Here is an 18,743-nt window from a genome sequence, read left to right as displayed (position 1 = left end):
GAATCACGCTTCCAGAACACTGACTTCCACCAGCGACAGCACATCGTTGACTCCCGCCATCTGAATCCTGACGTGGCGTCCCAAAGCTCCGACGCTGATGCTTTCCAGTGCACTTGCCGAGCCGGTGAACTCGTAGGCCCAGATTCCAGGATCGTTACGTACAGCGTCCAAGTTGCCACTGCTAAATGGGTTGGCGGAAACCAGCACCCAAAAGTTCGCTAGCTCATGGTCTCCTAGCGGATCGCTGACAATCTCGATCGATGCGATCTCGTACTCGTCTCCCAAGTCGACTTCCCACAGCGGAGTCCGAGTTTGCAAAGTCTGTGTTACCGACCCGTTGCCAAACACAGGGTCGGTGTTTCCATCGACCGCTCGCGAACCGATTCCACCGTCGACCGCACCGGATTGGCTGGTCGGTCGCCCGAGTGCTAAATTGCTGGGGATTGGCGCAGATTCGAGCACATCAATCTCAATCAAGTGTGAATCCGTGCCGCCGCGTCCGTCGGAAACCAACAACGTGGTGTTGTTTCGTCCGATTGTGCTGTAAACGTGTTCGACCGATTCACCAAGTGCATCAATCACCCCGTCAGAATCAAAATCCCAGGCATAGACCAGTGGATCGCCGTCACCATCTGCGGACCCTGATGCCGTCAGTAACGCATCGACCTGTTCAACTCCCGCTGTCAGATTGGATGTCGCCAGTGCGGTCGGGTCGGTATTTCCCGAGCCAGGTGTAGCGTAAACCAGTCGTTCGATCCCACCGGTCAGCATCGACATCATCCAAAGCGTTCCATCACTGCCCATTTGGATGTCAACGATTCCGGGATAGTCGCCAGCCTCGCCAAACGCTTGGAAATTACCGCCGGCGTCCGCCGAGTACAGAATCCCCTGGTTGATGTTCCCGAAAAAGTAACGACCATCGTAAAGTTCTGGATACGCATCGCCTCGAAACACCGCGCCGCCGAGGATCGCGTCGCCACCGCCAGACTCACTGTGCTCCAACAGGATGAACGCCGGGTCATAGGTAAAGTCGACCGGTACGACACCGTAGGATGTCCGGTTGTCGCCTTCGTAATAGGGCCAACCAAAGTTATGGACCGTGTTGCCCTGTGCTCGCATGACGTTGATTTCTTCGGGACCACCATCAGTGACTTCACCGATGTAGACATCACCGGTCGGTCGATCGACCGTTAGCTTCCATGAATTACGAACGCCCAACGCCCAGACTCGGGACGCGATGCTGCTGGGATCATCGGGGTCGTAGAACGGATTGTCAGGGACGCCTTCGAACGTCACCGGATCAATCCGAAACAACTTGCCTTGCCGCGACGTGGGATCTTGGGACCCCAAACGCAAGTCATCATTGAACCCGCCGTCGCCCCAGGTGAAGATCAAGTTGCCATCGTTGTCAAAATCGATGTCGCCGACTGAGTGGGTAGCATGTGTGGTCTGATGATCGTCCTGGATCACCACCCGAGTGCTCTCATCCGCTACGTTGGGATCCAGTTCCGAAGCGGTGTACCGAACCAACCGGCCACCTGCGGAAGTAAAGAAATCGACTTCGTCAGGCTCATCGGGATTGAGCTCAACAGCGTATTGGACATAGACGTGCCCGTTGCTCAAAAAATCTGGGTCGAGGGCAATTCCTAGCATCCCCCGGTCATGATGCGAGTTGACTTCTAAATTGATGTCCAGAAAAGTGCTAATCACTTCGCCGTGTTGGACAACTTTAATTCGGCCTTCCTTTTCAGCGACGAAGATTCGTCCATCACTGGCTTCGGCAAACGCGATTGGCTGAACCAGCCCGCTGACGATGGTTTCCGTTACAAATCCTGATCCATTGGGCACCGGAGGATCGTCATTGACGTACGATCCGATCTCGATGATTCCTTGATAGGTGTTCGTCTCCGACAGATTCTTCCAGCCGCCGGTCAGCGGATCAAAATTCATGATCGCGTAGTCGTCGCCGGAGACGCTGCTTGGTTCTCCCGGGAACCAGTTGGTGAAGGTGACCCCCTCGCCACTGACCCATTCAAAGTCGCCTTCCGTTTCGATGTCGTTCATGCCGATCCAGAACTCGGAGGGACCAAATGTCGCTCTCAGCCAGTCCTGTTCGGCTTGGTCTGTGATCGTGACCAGGTTTCCGCCGATCGCTTCAGCTTCGGCCTGCGCGTCCAGCCAACTGACCTCCCCGGTCGTCAGGGCATACAAGTGTCCGTTGAATTGGAACAGTGTTCTACCAACCAGCGAACCCTGGTCGTCATCGATGATTTTGATTTGCCCAACCGACTGCGTCAGTGTCGCGGAACCACTGGGGCTGGACAACGTGACGATCAACGACTTGTTGGCCTCCGCAACCAAGTCATCCGCCAACGGGACCGCGATCTGTCCCATTGCTTGACCGCTGACGAACTGCAATGTTCCAGAAACAGCGCCAAACTCGTACGCATCAGACTGCTCACTGGTCACGGCAAAATCTACCGAAACGCTGCCGGTTAAATCACCACCGCGAACGACCTCAATGATCGCGAATCCGCTGTCCTCATTGACCGATACCAACGACTCAATGCTCAACTCTCCTCCACCCTCGATGGCTTGTCCGGCGAATTGAAAGTAGCCGTTCACGTTCAGCATCTCGCTCTCACGAAATCCAGGGACGATTCCGTCGCTCGGCAACCACGATCCCGTGGAATAAACATCGGGTGATTCTGTTTCGTACACCACACCGTCGATTTCGATGCGGTCGACGATCAAGTTCGCATCGACTCCTTCGTTTGGATCGTACTGATCGTTCGTGAACACAACGCGGACACTATCCGCCTGGATCGGACGAGCGCTGACGACGGAAAAGGCGGCCGACTGCGTGGTCAGGTTGCTCCATGAAGCCACGGTGCGACCGTCAATCTGCAGCGACATGTCTTCGCCACCTTGATATCCAGCCGCAAAAATCGTTACCGTCGATCCATCACCAGGAACGCTATCGAAGTACCGGAGTTCTCCATTGGCGTTCAGATACTCGCTTTCGCGAAACCCAGGAACAATTCCATCCACCGCAGACCATGAACCGGTCGAATAGACAGCCGCACCTTCCGTCTCAAAGGTCTCGCCGTCGATACGGATCGCATCGACGATCAAGTTATTGTCGACTTGGGAATCCACATCATAGAAATCATTGCTGAACCGAATCGAGACGCTCGACGCCGAAACAGGTTCACCGGCGACAAAGCTCAGCGTGGTGGTCTCCGTTCCGATCGCGGTCCAACGCTGAACCACCTCGTCATCGATCACCAACTCCAAGTCTTCGTCGCCCGTCTGCCCGCGGGCGTCGATTTCGATCAATGAACCCGCCGGAGAACCATCGGAGCGGAATTGAAAGTACCCATTTGCGTGCAAGTACTCGCTTTCCCGGTACCCTGGAACGATTCCGTCGCTGGGCAGCCACGTTCCGGTGGAGTAGACCAGCAGCGACTCGGTTTCGTAGTCGTCGCCGTCCACGGTGATCTTGTCGACGCGAACGTTGCGATCATCGCCGCTGACGGGATCGACCTGATCGTTGGAAAACAGCACACGGATGGAATCAACAGAGACTCCGTCGGCAGCGTACGTCAAATCAACAAACTCTCCCAACGCCGCATCGCCACCCAGATCGTCGAATGTCGCTACCGTTTCGCCATTGATCTGCAACTGAATCTGTTCGGTGTTGGTTTGCCCGGCCGCTGAAATGACAATCGGCAGCAAACCGTCATACTGCTTGGCGAATCGATCGTTGACGGCAATGGCAGTGTCGATCACGCCTACGGCATACTCCAGATCCCAATCACCGCCCATGTGCTCCGCGCCTGTCGCGTCAACGGAGGCAGCGACGTCGGTTCCGGTCAGCCGTGAAAGCTCGCGGACGAACTCTTGACCGGCCACCGTTTTGCCAACGTTGCATCCATACAGCAAGATATCCGCATCGGCATCAAACGAGTCTTTCCATTGACGCAACGAGTCAGCCAGCGTTGTCAGGTCCACTGCCGAAACGATTTCATTCCCGATCGCTAACCGCCCGGCATCTCCGTGGGTGATCAGATGCAGAGCTTGCAGACCGGTCCGCTGTCGAACCAATTGATCGAGCTGTCCAAAGCCAGATCGGCTGGGATCCAGCACCGCCAGTTCATACCGCCCACCGATCGACGCGATCAGTTGATCCAAATCGGGAACATCGGCAGCGACCACGACCAGTTCACGAGCCTGATCGGACGAGTGAATGTCAGTTGTCTGTATGTCAGTTAATGGAGTCGTACATACCGAGCCGGTATCACATGCGGCAGGCTCTGAAACGGCGATCGAAACATCGCCCGCCAGCATCAGTCGGCGTTCTAATTCTGTTGATCTCCAAGCGGAAAGCGGCTGTCGGCTGCGCATCGAATTGTCGTCTTGTTTCGAATCAAGGGAGTCACAAATGTGTACTAGCTTAATTCGAATTCGCCATCACTTCGCCGACATTTTGACGCACCGTATTGCGATTTGCATCGGCTTGCGTAGGTTTTGTCCCGAAACAAGTCATCTCTCTTCCCCCGGGCATGCCCTGGGCCGTCAAGAGGTTGGGGTTTTACGGGGATTGGCATGCGCAACTTCTCTCCCAAAGCCGGGTGACGTGCGGAACATAAGCGTCGCAACATCCACGTAGCAATCACCGCTCCGCGTGATTTCGAAAAAAAGATAGGACACACATTTTTCGCACGTCCCAAGGCGTTTAGCAACATAGCCCAGACGTAGCCTGAGCTGTTCAATATATGGTGTTGACTCGATGTCTCGGCGTCGGATTCTGAGCCGCGTCATGTCTACTGTCACCTCCCCCAGGGAACCTGTGGGAGGTCGAGCAGAGCCGTTCAGGCAAATGCGAGGAAGGAGCCTGTCTGCGCAAGTCAATCGTTGGAAATGGCAAAACGCGTAGCGGGGCACGCTGTCGACTTGGAAAGTCGAGCGCCGATTATCGTTCAACTTTACAAGTCGAAAACGAACAGCACCATACGCCTAAACACAATCCATCGGCCTTGTGTCTTATGTGCAACGGTTCCTCCCCCAGCGGCGTTGAGGGACGTTACAGAAACTTGCGGAACGCCATAGCGCCGCAACACCTAATCTTGAACAGCCCAGGCTTTGCATGAGGTTCTTTGCCCGATACAACGCTGCAGTTTCAATCCTTGTTTTGATGGATCAATCGCTGAGGCAGTGGATTGGATTCAGGCGATGCTAATTGCAGCTGGTTTGCACCATGTTTTGCCTCAGTTGATTCTGGAGTCGTGTGGTGATCGAGTTATTCTACAGTCCAAAGGAGGACCTACTGATGACACGATCTCGACGAACGTTTACCGCCCGGGAAAAAGCTGCTGTCGTAAAACGCTACCTGGTCGACAAAATCCCCATTTCAGACCTGTGCGATGAGCTAGGCCTGCAACCCACTCAGGTTTACTCCTGGCAAAAACAGCTCTTTGAGAATGCAGAGGCAGCCTTCGCCACACCTGGGCGAAAGCCGAGGCAAGATGATGCGAAGGACAAGAAAATCGAGGCGTTGGAGGCCAAGATTCAGCTCAAGAACGAAGTGGTTGCCGAGCTTCTCCAGGAGCATGTTCAGCTAAAAAAAGAACTTGGGGAACCCTAAAAGGAGCCTGGGTTCCCCATGACACCAGAGACTTAATCGTTGACTACACCAACTACTGGTCGGTACGGGCGGAGACTCCAGCGAAGCAAATCATACGCTGGATCGGTATCGCTCAAAGCAAGTACTTTGACTGGAAAAAACGCTATGGAAAAGCCAACGAGCACAACGGTGCGGTTCCGCGTGACTTCTGGCTGGAAGACTGGGAGAAAAGAGCGATCTTGGACTTCCACCAAACCAATCCGCTCGAAGGCTACCGACGATTGGCATTCATGATGCTCGATGCGGATATTGTAGCCGTGAGTCCCTCGAGCGTGTACCGCGTACTTCGTGATGCGGGGGCGATGGATCGCTTCAACGGCAAGAAGTCTAAGAAGGGCACGGGCTTTAAGCAGCCGGTCAGGCCTCATGACCACTGGCATTTGGACATCAGTTATCTCAATATTTGCGGGACTTTTTTCTTCATGTGCAGCGTCCTTGATGGCTGTTCACGCAGCATCATTCACTGGGAAATACGTGAAAAGATGGAGGAAACCGATGTGGAAATTATCCTTCAGCGAGCGAGAGAAAATCATCCTGACGCGAAACCGCGGATCATTACCGACAACGGTCCGAAGTTCATTTCACGTGATTTTAAAGAGTTCATTCGGATCGCGGGGATGACTCATGGCAAAACGTCACCGTACTATCCACAGAGCAATGGAAAGATCGAGCGATACCATCGCACGATCAAGGGAGACTGCATTCGCGAAAGCCAGATAAAGACAGTCGATGATGCTCGTCGCATCGTCAAGCAATACGTCCAGCACTACAACGAAGTTCGGCTTCACAGTGCGATTGGGTACGTGACACCTCTCACCAAATTGGCAGGAGAAGAGAAAGCGGTCTTCGATTCACGGGATCGCAAACTCGAAGCGGCTCGCGAGACACGCCGTCTCCGCCGGCAACAACAGGCGGCTTGAAGCTTGGCGTAGGCGATAGGCCAAGTTAAAATTGACAAACCTGGCCGGAGGATAGGGCAATGCAGAGATGCAACCTGAGCGCCGAGTCAGGCCCAAAGTCGAAGGGCGCGTTGGCGATACTGTCGTCAGCGCACCTTCCCTTCGATTTTGGCACAATGCGAAAAATCTCAGGGGGTTTGGGGGACTGGTCCCCCAAGTACTTCCAACCATTTCCGACTCTTAAGTTCCACGTTTCCAATTAGCAAAGATCACGCTCGACTCCAATTCACGCTGAACCAAAACACCCAGACCTGTTTCTCCAACAGCATCGGCGGTTGATCTGACTCGACATCTGGTAATTCAATCACATAAACGTGTTGAAAAAAATTTCGTGTCTGATTGGATGAGACATCAGAAAGCAATCGCAGAGTTTCTCGCGGATCCAGTCCACCGGCTTGCAACAGTTTCCCTGTCCGAATCAGGTCTTCAATGATCACGGTGACCTCCTTTCGATCGAACCAAAACCTCGTGAAACGCTCTTGCCGAGACCGATCAGATCGGGCAACGCAACGTTCAATAGGAATGTCCCGACAAATCCGATCATGCCTTGGCCTTTCAGCGTTGTCTTGATGCTGGATAAATCGGTGCAGTCTGCGGATATACGCCCGGAGAAACGGATACCAAGCGACTTGCACATTCCCAGGCAGTTCCCGACCAGAGTCTTGTTCAGTTTTTCAAGCCGAAATGATTGCGAGCGACTTTGCGTGTATTCGCGAAAATTGGTTTGATTAAGCGCCAACCACGGCGTTGCGAATCGATATCGAATGGGATCGTCAGACAGCAAGAACGAGTGTTGGTTCGTCGAAAACTGAGAATCGATCACCGGCAATTCTTCGTTTCCCAACGTCGTTGAATCAAAGCCCATCCAAAGACGCTGCAGCAACTCGCTTCCCTCGGCGATTCCGACCAAGTACGCGTGCCGATCCAGAACTTTGAATTGAACACGGGGGTACTGATAGACGAGTTGGTCATTGGGACCATGATTGTGCATCAAGACTTCGTCCTCAAACTGACGCCCAAAGAATCCACGAATCGCTGGTGCCTCGCCGGCCCGAAGGGGCCGGCGCAGCCGAAGTCGACAAATCGATAATGACACGGTAAAGTCGTTATCTGAAACGTCAGCAATCATTCTTTCTACTCAAATCACCTGTGTCAGTGTTTCATTAGCAACGAGCTGTTCATCGATTCCACGTCCCACTTGTCGTGAATTCGCTAGATTTTCTCGAGTCATGGGCAAAATGTAGAGCCGATCCTGCTCTTCCAACGATTCCTCCGCGAACAATGCCAACTCATCCACTCGATTGGGTTCGATGGTCCCTACGAACACGCTGAACTGCGTCCGTATCAACCCCAAGTCCGCTAAGCGATCGGCAATTCGTCGTCGCGTTTTGTCGTCGCTGATGTCGTACATCACCAAATGGATCACGGTGTGTCCTCCTCCTGGAAAATGTTCTCGCTCTCCACAATCCGAGGCATGTCATCGCGGCCTAGCAGTCTGTTTGCTAACGCGTGAGCTTCATGCTGAATCGTCGACCGAAGCTTGATCTTGCGAAATTTCTTGACTCCAGGCGACTTTGTTCGTTGGACCGGATACCGAACGCTCCTGTCCAAATGTTCGTTTAGTCTCGCGATCACGCTTGCGCGGCCCTCTGGCGCAAGTTCTACGCCGCCGGGCACTTCTCGAAAGTACTCTGATTTGACACGTCGTCCGGTAAAGAAGTAAGTGGTGACTCGGTCTCCGATGATTCGAAACGGTTCGATCATGTCAAAGACAAGCGAGGGCTTGTTGTAGTTGTCCGTGTGTAGAAACCCGATGTGTGGGTCCAAACCAGCGAGAATGCAGGCACGCTCAACACTGGAGTACAGCACCCCGTACGTGTAGTTGAGCATGGCATTGAATCCGTCAATCGCAGGACGTCTGCTGCGTCCACGAAAGCGATACTCTGAGGGCATGATCGAGGAGAGAGCCTCGAAATAGGCGCGTCCTGCATTGCCTTCGATACCCATCAAGGACTCACGGCAATCTTGAATCGGAGCTTTCAGTTCACTCAGCGATTGGACGCTTTGGCGAATGACTTGACTCTTCGCCTCCATCGCAATCTGACTCTTGGGCCTTCGACGCGAGAGATCATCAAGAAACTCCATCTGATTCTGAAGCTTCTTTTTGATCCAGGCTTTGACCACTTCACAGCTGAGTTCGCCATCAAGCGACTCGAGTTGACGGCGGCGAATGGCGACAGTGCTGCCCATCATCGGTTGCCAGATTCGCGCGGACGGATCACCGCGAGAATCAAAGAAGACGATATCAACGTTGTGTTGGGTCGCAAGTTCAATCACATTGCTCGTCAATCGAACACTGGTGGCAATCACAATGCTTGACACCTTAGTCGCCGCGAATTCGTGTGTTTTCTCGGCTACGGAGATTGCGAAACGCTCACCCTTGCGCCGAAGCAAACTACCACGTGTATTGATTACTAGCTGCACAGACATCACCCACTACCGGAGTATAACATGGGCATTGTGTGATCAACTGTGTTGACACGTATGGTCACAGATGCCCCGTCATCGTTCTTCGAACGTGTGTCATGATAAGGGATCTGCGTCGCCCGATGGAATCCGTGAGTGATGATGGAGAAAAATAGGCAATTTCTTGTTATTTGTTTGACTTGCCAAGCTGAAAAGGAAGGCAAATCTAAACTGTTTACGGATTTGACAGTCTGAGCCGAAACACCTTCCACGTTCTTCGCCCAGGCGGGCAGCGATCGCTTTCATCATTGTCGCTCAACTTTCCAAGTCGATAGACCGCTGCTTTCGATGCGAATCGGAGTCGGCAGCTACGCAGTCAATCCTATGCTCAACAGCGCCCTGTACTTGTTCACCACGCCGCAACCAGCGGCCAAGGCAGAGGACATGAATTGGCTGTGCCGAATCACTGGTAGGTGAACTGCGACCAATACGGGGGCAATCCTCGTTTTGATGGAGTAGTTGCCCAGGATTACCCCAATCGGATCACTATTTGGTAGTTACGATACGCGACCGACGCCCTACCTTCTTTCAGATCAGACCCATTCCTGCTTCGTCGGCTTGATCACTATCTCTGGGACGTTCGCTCGTGGTGGCAATTGGCAGATACTCAGCACCACTGACGCGATGTCTTCGGGTTGCAGAATCGAGTCCTTGTGTTCTTGTGAAACCGGACTGGGCCGATTGTCCAAAATCGGCGTGTTCACTTCGCCGGGGTATACGTTTGTGATCCGAACGCCTTCATCTCGTACTTCGTTGGAGATCGCCGTGCCCATCGCGGTCATCGCGAACTTGCTGGCGCAGTACACCACGCCGCCGAGCGTGATCGCGCGTTTGCCGGCGACGGATGAGATATTGATCACCAAACCATCGCGACGTTTACGCATCGCTGGCAGGACCTGATGAATGCAGCGATAGGCACCCGTTGCATTGATCTGCATCACGCGGTCCCAATCCTCCGGCAGCATCGTCGCCATGGTGCGGTTCTGAATATTGACACCGGCACTGTTGACCAAGATATCGACTTCCCCAACATTCTCATGAATGTCCGCAAAGAACGCGTTGACGCTGTCTGAATCGGCGACGTCCAACTCATGGACACGAATCGGGTGTTCGGACTCGGTCGCGTCGGAGAGTTGTTGCAGCTTCTCGATACGGCGTCCGCCGACCGTCACACGGCAACCGTTGCTTGCCAAAATCGCCGCGATGCCCGCACCGATACCTGTCCCACCACCTGTGACGGCGACGACTTTGCCTGAGAGAACGTTCACTGGTAACTGATCCTTGTATTGAAATGGGTTCTGAAAATGATTGTGCGTAGGTCGCAATTCATCAAACGTTATCGGAACGGATTTCCGCTCGATGCGAAAGAGGCTTCAGCGCAAGAGGCTCGATAGCCAAGGCCATGGAAAACATCGCAGCCGCGTACAACCAATGCGAGCCCAGAAATGCAACCATCAGACACCACACGCCGATGAAGATCTTGCCCAAATAATAGCGTTCTCGCCACCAGGCCAAGGCGACGCCCAGCGGCAACAGGCAAACCAACACATGCGTGCAGGCTTCGTAAACAAACTCGCGTTCAAACCACCCTCCGGTGATTTGGAGATAACGATCCTGCACAGGAGCGGCCAACGCATAGGCACCGATTCCGTTCCACCAAATGTTGCTGGCCAACATCGTTGCGGTCGTCAAAACAGCGATCAACGTGAACTGCACCGCCAGCAGACGTGTGGCAAATCCAACCGTCCAGTCAGCGGGTTGCTGTGGTGGGTCGCTGCCTGGGTCACCAGACCTACTTGCTCCTACGGAGAGTAAGCCCACGATGCTGGTTGGTGGCCCAATGGCCGTTGCAAACAACCCCAAGCTCAAGAGCGTTTCGACAAGCCCGGAGAGCATCACGATTCGATTGGCCCATCCGACCAACACACCCCACAAAATCCATTGCGCGACACGGCCTCCTTTGCCAAAGATGACCACGCCCGACAAAGCAACTCCGGCGAGTAGATACGTGTAGTAAACCCAGGCTTTGCATCCGATCAGCGCATCGATGAGATACAGGGGGGAAAGCATCCACCGCGTCTCAGCGTCCAAGCCCGATGCGCGAACGAACATCGCCAGATTTCCTGCTGCAGCAGGGCGGCCGTCGACAAACCAATACGACAGGTCTGTCATCGATGAGACGAAGTACGCTGCAGCGACAACGCACAATGCGGTACGCGCGAGAGTCAACCGACTATCCGACTGTGGTGCGAACCAAAATCGCATCCAAGCGTCGGATTCGATTTTTGTGGTTTCACTCATCGTCGCTCTCCAGTGCCTCATCGCTCCCAACTGACTGGTTCGACATCGTCGTCAATCGAGACGCTTGCAGTTGAACCAAGCTGACGCGTCCGTTCTTGCGAGCGACTCGGGCGACGTAGGGGGGTGGCTGCGAGTCATCAACGGCCGTCGTCAATTGGGTCGGCAAACGCACGATCCGGATCGCTGCAATGCTGTCGTCGGACTCGACGATCGGTAACAACAACTGAGCGACCAAGCTAGGTTGCTCGGCTTCCGCCAACGTCGCTGCCGTTGCAAACCAACGAGCGTAGCGATCGTTGCCAGCCATGCCGGGGGCGCCGAACGGCTCCACCGTGCTCCACAGCGATTCATCGTTGACCGCGGATGACGACGTCGAAACCTGTAGACGGTGTGGTTGCTCGTCCGGGTCGCCGTGTGCCAAGTAATAGGGTCGTCCCCCGGCAGCGAAATGTGTCGATTCCAGGTACGGCGCGGCGGTGTCCAGGATCGCGGACTGCAGCCCGGACAACTGGACCACACCGGCGAACGAGATGGCGACGAGCCCGAGATGGACGATCAACCACACCGACAACGCCCACCGGATCTTCTCCGACGGCAATGCGATCGTGTTGGCTGCGGTCAGATCACCGCCCGCTTGATCGGGGTCTCTAGAGGAACTTTTACGTGTTTTGCTTTGCTTTCTTGCCATCCGATGATCGACCACGGCAATCGGTGCCGTCCAAGGTGTCCGGAAAGTAGGGGGGAGTACAAACTCCAATCGGCGGGCGGGAAAATCGCCGATTCAGTCATTAGCGGCCCAGCATAGCCACCGATCGCGAGAATACGACCACAGAAAGCTTCCCGCGGCGAGCCAATTCGCAATTGGGCCGCCACAATATCCCGATCTGCTCCCTCGATCTTGCCCAACCAAATCAGACGGAACCTTGGGGGCCGTGCGATGCAGGGGGACGGCAAAGAATTTTTCTCGATCCGTTGACCGAACTTTCCGGGCTCGATAAAGTCTCTTGTTCAATGAGCCATCGGTTGGTACCCCCGGATGAATCCAAAATTCCCGGTGCAGTGCAAGCGGATGGCTTCCATGACGGTGAGTGTAGCTCAGTTGGTTAGAGCACCGGATTGTGGTTCCGGATGTCGCGGGTTCGAACCCCGTCACTCACCCCTTCTTTTCGTCAATGAGCCCTTCCCGTTGGCTCGTTCTTGTTTTGGGTGAGCCCCCTGACCGTTGTATCGGTCTCTCTTTCGCGGCCGATGAGTTCTGATATTCGCTCTTCGTGCGATCGTATTCTGTGTTGAATTCTCGATCCGCCCGATTTAGTGTTCTTGCGATCCGTACGACCATCTTCATCGGAACGCAATTGATAACAATTGAGTGAAGATGTTGAGCAACCACTTGCGTTCGCTTAACCTCCACCCAACCGGGCCGGCTTTTGTTGACACATACGATACGAACGGATGTACAGCGTCACCAAAACATCGTCGCTTGCAAAATCTTGATAACCGGAGCAGTCGTTTTAGGGCAACTCGGCATAGTGTTCAGAAGCCTCAAACGGACAGACATTCCTGATCGAACCCTCGATAATGGCAAAACCTGTGAGAACAGGTGACGCAAAGCGATGGGTCCTCGCCGCATCGATTGCGGACGGATCGCCAAGCTACCGAAAGGGAATCGACGTTCAGATTTGACGGGTATTCGTCTACTTGTCTCTTGCGGAATGTTGTCATGCCTACGATGTTGAAGTCTCAACGTGCGCCCCGACCGACCGTGCTCTTCGCACTTCTTGCTGTTTCTCTGATCTCATCACGGACACTTTGTGCCGATGAGCCAAATGTCTTCTTGATCGAAGAAGACTGGGAGCTGGTGATCAACGACCCGGCACCAGCGATCAACTCGCCTCAGGTTGCATTCTTTATGTATCCCGACGCGGGTCGAGAAGATGTCTATTTTCAGTTGCAGATGAACTATGCAGCAGAAGAAGGCTACTCCAGCGGTGGATTTCGCGTGTCCGCCATATTGGGCGAAACGCCGGTGGACGAAGAGCGAAGCCGCACACGAGAGACACTCAACATGGACGGTGATCGTTTAAGGTGGACCAGTGCCATGGCTATCTTTGACGGACAGCTCATGTACGCGGTGAAGGACGGACAAGGCATTCAGTGGGGCAGCTTTGGCGGCCCAGACTATCTGGTAAGAATGGATCGAGACGGAATCAGCAATCTGAATCAATACGATCCGGCAAAGAGCATCGAAGCCGTCGACATCGGCTTCGGCGGAAACAGAGTTTCGTCTATCCGGCTGCGACGGGTTCGATACATCGACACGACTGGAAATGTTCACACCGTGCAAGTCCAAGAATCAGCGGACTGAACGGGCATTTTCGGTTTTCTCTCTCGATCCAACCTCTTTCTTGCCAGGTCCCGCGATGTTTCTACAAATAAACCTTACACGTCTTCAATTTTATCCAGGCCAACTCCATCGACTCTCATCCCGCCGTCGTGGAGCCATGGCAATCCTCGCGATCATCGTTCTGGCGGGCTTGACCGCTCTGCTGGCGATGGCAGCCGACTTCGGCCACATCAACGTGGCGCGATCCGAAATGAAACGCTCCGCAGATGCCGCTGCACTTTCCGCCTGCTGGGAACTTTACGACGGAACCGTATCGGGTGCTTCAGCAGAAGCGACCAAGAACGACATCGTCGACATGGCTTCCCAGATCGCGTCAGCCAATGAGATCAGTAGCCGAGGTCCGGCTCTCAACGGCGACTCCGATGTCGAGGTTGGATACTACGATCCAGACCAGCCGGGACAAATCGATACCAGTGTACCCGATCGGTTCAACGCCGTTCGCGTCAACCTAAGTCAGATCGACGGCAGCAACGGTGAGGTCCCGCTGTTCTTTGGCGATGTGACGGGGCGGCACTCGCAATCCATGCAGACGTCATCGATCGCAGCGATGTTCAAGGCCATCAGCGGATTCAAAACGCCACCGTCGTCCGACCAGAATCTGCAAATCCTGCCGATCGCCCTCGACCTGGAAACTTGGGAGTCTGTCGTAGCGAAAGAGACCACTGACAACTTCAAATATGTCAACGGCCAAGTCACATCGGGATCCGACGGGTACTTTGAATGCTCGCTCTTTCCCACCGGAACCGGCTCTCCGGGAAACCGAGGCACGGTTGACATCGGTAGCAGCAACAACAGCACCTCTGATCTTCGTCGCCAAATCCTCCACGGCATCTCAGCCGACGACATGAACCAGCTTGGTAAACCACTCCAGCTCGACACCGCGGGAACTCTGGAACTCAATGGTGATACCGGACTGAGTGCTGGTATCAAAGCACAATTGGAGCAGATCATCGGCCAAAAACGAATCATTCCGATTTTTACAACCGTCAGTGGAAACGGCAATAATGCGACCTACACCATCGTTCGCTTCGAAGGCATCCGAGTGCTGGGTGTCAAGCTGACCGGACCAATGAACAAGAAACACCTCACGATCCAGCCGGCTCCGATGGTCGCACGGCACTCGATCATTCTGGAAGGCGGAGTTGAGGAAAGCGATTTTCTGTTCACGCCCGTGATGCTTGTTGAATGAAACCCAACGCCTACACCTCCACTTTCAAGCATTCCAGATGAAAAATCAAAAACCAATTCTGCGCCCCAACCGCCAGCGTCCAAACCGCCAGTGTCCCAGACGAGCAGGAGCCGCAGCAGTCGAATTTGCTCTCGTCGTCCCAGTCATGCTGATCTTTGCGTTCGGACTCATTGAAATCAGCCGACTGGCCATGGTCAAAGAATCCATCACGCAAGCGACTCGCGAAGGTGCCCGCGTCGGGATCCGCCCCACAGCGACGGCCGCCGACATCACCACCCGAATCAACGAGGAACTCGAAATCCTTGGCATCACCGGTGCGATGATCGAGATCGAGCCGTCGCAGTTTGGTCCAGCCGACGAAGGAGAAACGGTTCGTGTCAGGATTCGAGTTCCCATGGCCAATATCACTTGGATACCCGATTTCTTTGACTTCAACGTCGCCGATGTTTCCGCCGAAACGGTGATGCGGCGGGAAAGCACCAGTTGACAGAGGACGTGTCGTGCCTTGGTTTCACAGTCGTGGCTTGGGCGGAATCGCCGGGGGCTGCCACGGTGCGATGCCCGTCATCAGTGTCCGGCGGCGGTAAACCGAATCGCCGTTGGTGACAAACAGCGTTTGAAAGTCGTTGCCGGCAAAGACACAGTTGGAGAGTCGACCGCTGAGACGTGGTCGCTGGATGATCAAGTGGACTCGTCCCGGTTGGTCAAAGACCTGCAATCCCAACTCCGTCGCGACGATCAATTCACCGTCGGCCGTCATCGTGCAGCCATCGGCACCCGTCTTGAGACTGTCCTGCGACAGATGCATGTACGAGTACGGTTGGCCTTGAGTCAGCCGTCCATCGTTCTCGATTCGGTACGACCAAACGTATCGCCCCATCGCATCAATCACCAGTAAGAATCGCTGATCGGGCGTGACGATCAAACCGTTGGGCTTCTCCGGCCCCTCTCCCGCTTTGACGACCTCGCCCCCGTGCGGCAAATACCAGACGGCTTGCTCGTCCGGCCCGCTGAAATAAACCCCGTGCGGCAACACTACCAAATCGTTGCACGATTTGCCCTGCATCAAATCCACCTGCGATCCGTCCGGATCGATCCGCGTCAGCATCTTGGCTTTGTTGCGAGCGCAGTACAATCGGCCTTGTTCATCGAACATCAACCCACTAGCTCCGGGCAAATCCACAAACTTCTCCACCGTCGGTTTTTCAGCGTCGGGGTCTGCGATCCGCCAGACTTCGCCGTTGACTCCATCCACGAAATAGACGCTGCCGTCGGGCGCAACCGCAGGGCCTTCCGTGTAGACGTGTCCGGTGCTGATACGCTGCCAAGCTTCATCGCTCTCGACACGCAATTTCATCTCAGGATGCTCAGCGGTGTGTGTGGTGATCGGCTCTTGAAAATCTTTCCAAAGCCAACGCATGGCGTCGGGCAGAATCGCCGTCCCGTGCTTGCCGTTGTGTCCGCCTTCTCCCCAAGCATGCTCGACTTCGTAACCCGCCCACTGCAAAGCGGACAACATGGTCTGATTCGCGTTCCACCAACTGCCTCCGTAGATGTTCAGGTCGTTGCTGCCATCTTGCAGAAACACACGCAGGGGCTTGGGTTCCATCTTGCGGATCAGCGTCGGGTACTCGTTGCCTCCACGCAAACCGACGTAGGTGCCGACGGTGCTGAACACGCGACGGAACTGATCGGGACGATGCCACGCCACGCCAAACGCTGCGATCGCGCCGCTGCTGCTGCCACCGATGCCACGCAAGTTGGGGTCGTCGGTGAGTTTGTATTTCTGGGCGACCTCCGGTAACAGTTCGTCGATCAGAAAGGTCGCGTATCGATCACTGGCCGTGTCATATTCCAAACTGCGGTTGAACCGATCTTGCGCTGTTGCCGCTTCGCCACCACCAGCATTTGCGTCGCCGGAGACCACGCCGGGATTGATGCACACGGCGATCGTGACCGGCATTTCGCCTCGGGCGATCAAGTTGTCAAAAACGACGGGAACTCTCCAGCCGCTTTTCTCTTGGACATAGTTGCGGCCGTCCTGAAACACCATCAACGCCGCTGGCTGGATCGGGTCGTACTGAGCAGGAACGTAGACGAAATAGTCTCGCTGGGTCCCCGGATAGACCTTGCTCTCACTGAACTGAAATGATTCCACTCGCCCTTGCGGAACACCGGCTTGACGTTGTGAATCGGGATGGACCGGATAGCTCTCTTGCCCGAGAGCTACAGTAAACGCCGACGGGGTTAGCAGGCAAAAGATGATCAAACCAAGCTGCCCAGCAATCGGCTTGCGTGAGGCGCTGACCAAAGGGGTTCGTTGCGTTAAACTGGATTGCATAAAGATTCCTCAACTGTCGGGCTCTGGTAAAACGGCCGCTAATCTAATCGAAATGCCATGATCCCGCTGAGCGATAACATCCCCAGCCGACGAACTCCCTTCGTCAATTACATCGTCCTGGCGATCTGCACCGCGGCATTCCTGTTGCAGATCACCCAAGCAGATTCGGGGCAATCGATCGTCCAAGAATACGGGATGATACCCGCCAGGTTGTCTCATCCCGATGTGGAATTGGTGATCGAGCAGAATGTTGCGGTCCAAACCAGCCGTGGAATTGAGATCGTTCCCCAGCGAACGACGTTGCCACCGTCAACCATCCCGCCATGGCTGACCGTTTTGACTTGCATCTTTCTGCACGGCGGCTGGATGCATTTTTTGGGCAACATGTGGTTCTTGTACGTCTTTGGTGACAATGTGGAGGACCGGCTGGGTCACATCGGATTTGCGTTGCTGTACATCGGCACGGGCGTCATTGCGTCGTTGTCTCATTGGGCGACCGGCCCCGACAGCCCGATTCCAACCATCGGTGCCAGCGGCGCGATTGCGGGAGTGATGGGCGCCTACGCGTGGCTGTACCCCCATGCTCGCGTGAAATCGATCTTACCGATACCGATTTTTCTGTACGTGTTTGTCCTGCCGGCACCCGTGTTCCTGGGAATTTGGTTCGCCATGCAAACGTTCAGCGGCGTCACCTCGAACGCGGAAACAGGCGTCGCTTGGTGGGCTCATATCGGTGGTTTCATCGCAGGCGCGATCGTCGCATTGATCATCGGCCGCACACCAATCGGCTCCGGCCCCGTCATGGAAACGCGATTCTAGGCGCGAATGACTCACGCGTGATTCACACGACTCATTGCAGTCTTCGCAATACGTTTGCACAAAACACTTTGTGCGGATTGGTGCGAAAACAGTCTGCGCGTCTCAGCCGCCACGCGATAGCGGCTGATGAATCATCTGGGCTAGTGCTGGACTGTTCAAAGTTTGGCGTTGTTTCTTTTTGAGTTTGCGCAAGTTCATTTCCCTACTGCTGGCGCAGCCGGTGGCTCCCAGTGAGCCTCAGGCGCTAGCCGTGGGCCTGAGGCGGATTGTGGTGCCGGCCCACGGCTAGCGCCTGAGGCTCACTCTGATTGCGATGCATAGGACAAAACATGGACTGAAAAAACAATGTCAACCCAAACTTTGAGCAGTTCAGTTTATGTCCCTACTGCCGGCGCAGCCGGTGGCTCCCAGTGAGCCTCAGGCGCTAGCCGTGGGCCTAAGGCGGATTGCGGTGCCGGCCCACGGCTAGCGCCTGAGGCGGATTGTGGTGCCGGCCCACGGCTAGCGCCTGAGGCTCA

General features: G+C 54.9%; 15 protein-coding genes, 1 tRNA gene and 1 riboswitch. Of the genes, 7 read left to right on the top strand and 9 right to left on the bottom strand.

What is annotated here, in order from left to right; genetic code table 11:
- Window positions 1-3: 3 nt before the first annotated feature.
- The gene (locus Pla52nx_RS14100; protein ID WP_146521051.1) at window positions 4-4,407 is read right to left on the bottom strand and encodes a DUF4347 domain-containing protein; all 4,404 of its coding nucleotides are present in this window, start codon (window positions 4,405-4,407) and stop codon (window positions 4-6) included.
- A gap of 925 nt (window positions 4,408-5,332) precedes the next feature.
- On the opposite strand from Pla52nx_RS14100, the gene Pla52nx_RS14095 reads away from it, so the two are divergent.
- A complete protein-coding gene (locus tag Pla52nx_RS14095) occupies window positions 5,333-5,647 on the top strand; it encodes a transposase (protein WP_146521052.1) in 315 nt (104 codons plus the stop codon).
- A gap of 35 nt (window positions 5,648-5,682) precedes the next feature.
- Window positions 5,683-6,606: an IS3 family transposase gene (locus Pla52nx_RS14090; RefSeq protein ID WP_197454766.1), complete on the top strand. Its 924-nt coding sequence runs from the start codon at window positions 5,683-5,685 to the stop codon at window positions 6,604-6,606.
- A 248-nt stretch (window positions 6,607-6,854) separates the two neighbouring features.
- On the opposite strand, the gene Pla52nx_RS14085 is transcribed toward Pla52nx_RS14090, so the two are convergent.
- From Pla52nx_RS14085 to Pla52nx_RS14055, 7 genes are all read right to left on the bottom strand, one after another.
- Entirely contained in the window at window positions 6,855-7,082 is a 228-nt protein-coding gene (locus Pla52nx_RS14085; protein WP_146521054.1) for a hypothetical protein, read from the bottom strand.
- Window positions 7,079-7,774, bottom strand: a complete 696-nt coding sequence (locus Pla52nx_RS14080) for a CRISPR-associated endonuclease Cas6 (protein WP_146521055.1) — start codon at window positions 7,772-7,774, stop codon at window positions 7,079-7,081. Before Pla52nx_RS14080 ends, Pla52nx_RS14085 begins: the two co-directional genes overlap by 4 nt.
- A 9-nt stretch (window positions 7,775-7,783) precedes the next feature.
- Window positions 7,784-8,071, bottom strand: a complete 288-nt coding sequence (gene cas2 / locus Pla52nx_RS14075) for a CRISPR-associated endonuclease Cas2 (RefSeq protein WP_146521056.1) — start codon at window positions 8,069-8,071, stop codon at window positions 7,784-7,786.
- A complete protein-coding gene (gene cas1 / locus Pla52nx_RS14070; protein WP_146521057.1) occupies window positions 8,068-9,135 on the bottom strand; it encodes a CRISPR-associated endonuclease Cas1 in 1,068 nt (355 codons plus the stop codon). Before cas1 ends, cas2 begins: the two co-directional genes overlap by 4 nt.
- 569 nt (window positions 9,136-9,704) lie before the next feature.
- Entirely contained in the window at window positions 9,705-10,439 is a 735-nt protein-coding gene (locus Pla52nx_RS14065; RefSeq protein ID WP_146521058.1) for an SDR family oxidoreductase, read from the bottom strand.
- A 61-nt stretch (window positions 10,440-10,500) separates the two neighbouring features.
- Window positions 10,501-11,472, bottom strand: coding sequence for a hypothetical protein (locus Pla52nx_RS14060; RefSeq protein WP_146521059.1), 972 nt, complete (start codon window positions 11,470-11,472; stop codon window positions 10,501-10,503).
- Window positions 11,465-12,160, bottom strand: coding sequence for a hypothetical protein (locus Pla52nx_RS14055; RefSeq protein WP_146521060.1), 696 nt, complete (start codon window positions 12,158-12,160; stop codon window positions 11,465-11,467). Before Pla52nx_RS14055 ends, Pla52nx_RS14060 begins: the two co-directional genes overlap by 8 nt.
- A 396-nt stretch (window positions 12,161-12,556) precedes the next feature.
- Here Pla52nx_RS14055 and Pla52nx_RS14050 point away from each other — a divergent pair.
- The 4 genes from Pla52nx_RS14050 (at window position 12,557) to Pla52nx_RS14035 (ending at window position 15,552) form a co-directional block, all read left to right on the top strand.
- Window positions 12,557-12,630: transfer RNA gene (locus Pla52nx_RS14050), tRNA-His, on the top strand.
- 412 nt (window positions 12,631-13,042) lie between these two features.
- Window positions 13,043-13,132, top strand: a riboswitch (cyclic di-GMP riboswitch).
- Window positions 13,133-13,192: 60 nt separating this feature from the next.
- A complete protein-coding gene (locus tag Pla52nx_RS14045; RefSeq protein ID WP_146521061.1) occupies window positions 13,193-13,837 on the top strand; it encodes a hypothetical protein in 645 nt (214 codons plus the stop codon).
- Window positions 13,838-13,973: 136 nt separating this feature from the next.
- Window positions 13,974-15,065, top strand: coding sequence for a TadG family pilus assembly protein (locus Pla52nx_RS14040; RefSeq protein ID WP_231742098.1), 1,092 nt, complete (start codon window positions 13,974-13,976; stop codon window positions 15,063-15,065).
- A 37-nt stretch (window positions 15,066-15,102) separates the two neighbouring features.
- Entirely contained in the window at window positions 15,103-15,552 is a 450-nt protein-coding gene (locus tag Pla52nx_RS14035) for a TadE/TadG family type IV pilus assembly protein (protein ID WP_146521063.1), read from the top strand.
- 24 nt (window positions 15,553-15,576) lie between these two features.
- Here Pla52nx_RS14035 and Pla52nx_RS14030 read toward each other — a convergent pair whose 3' ends face one another.
- Window positions 15,577-17,406 carry an SMP-30/gluconolactonase/LRE family protein gene (locus Pla52nx_RS14030; protein WP_146521064.1) on the bottom strand — a complete coding sequence of 610 codons (1,830 nt, stop codon included), beginning with the start codon at window positions 17,404-17,406 and terminating at the stop codon, window positions 15,577-15,579.
- 57 nt (window positions 17,407-17,463) lie between these two features.
- Between Pla52nx_RS14030 and Pla52nx_RS14025 the strand changes: the two genes are divergently transcribed.
- Window positions 17,464-18,225: a rhomboid family intramembrane serine protease gene (locus Pla52nx_RS14025; protein WP_146521065.1), complete on the top strand. Its 762-nt coding sequence runs from the start codon at window positions 17,464-17,466 to the stop codon at window positions 18,223-18,225.
- The last annotated feature ends 518 nt before the right edge of the window (window positions 18,226-18,743 follow it).

The sequence above is a fragment of the Stieleria varia genome, assembly GCF_038443385.1.
Classification (GTDB): Bacteria; Planctomycetota; Planctomycetia; order Pirellulales; family Pirellulaceae; genus Stieleria; species Stieleria varia.
Note: the sequence above shows the minus strand (reverse complement) of the source record. Positions and strands in the feature narration are given on the sequence as shown.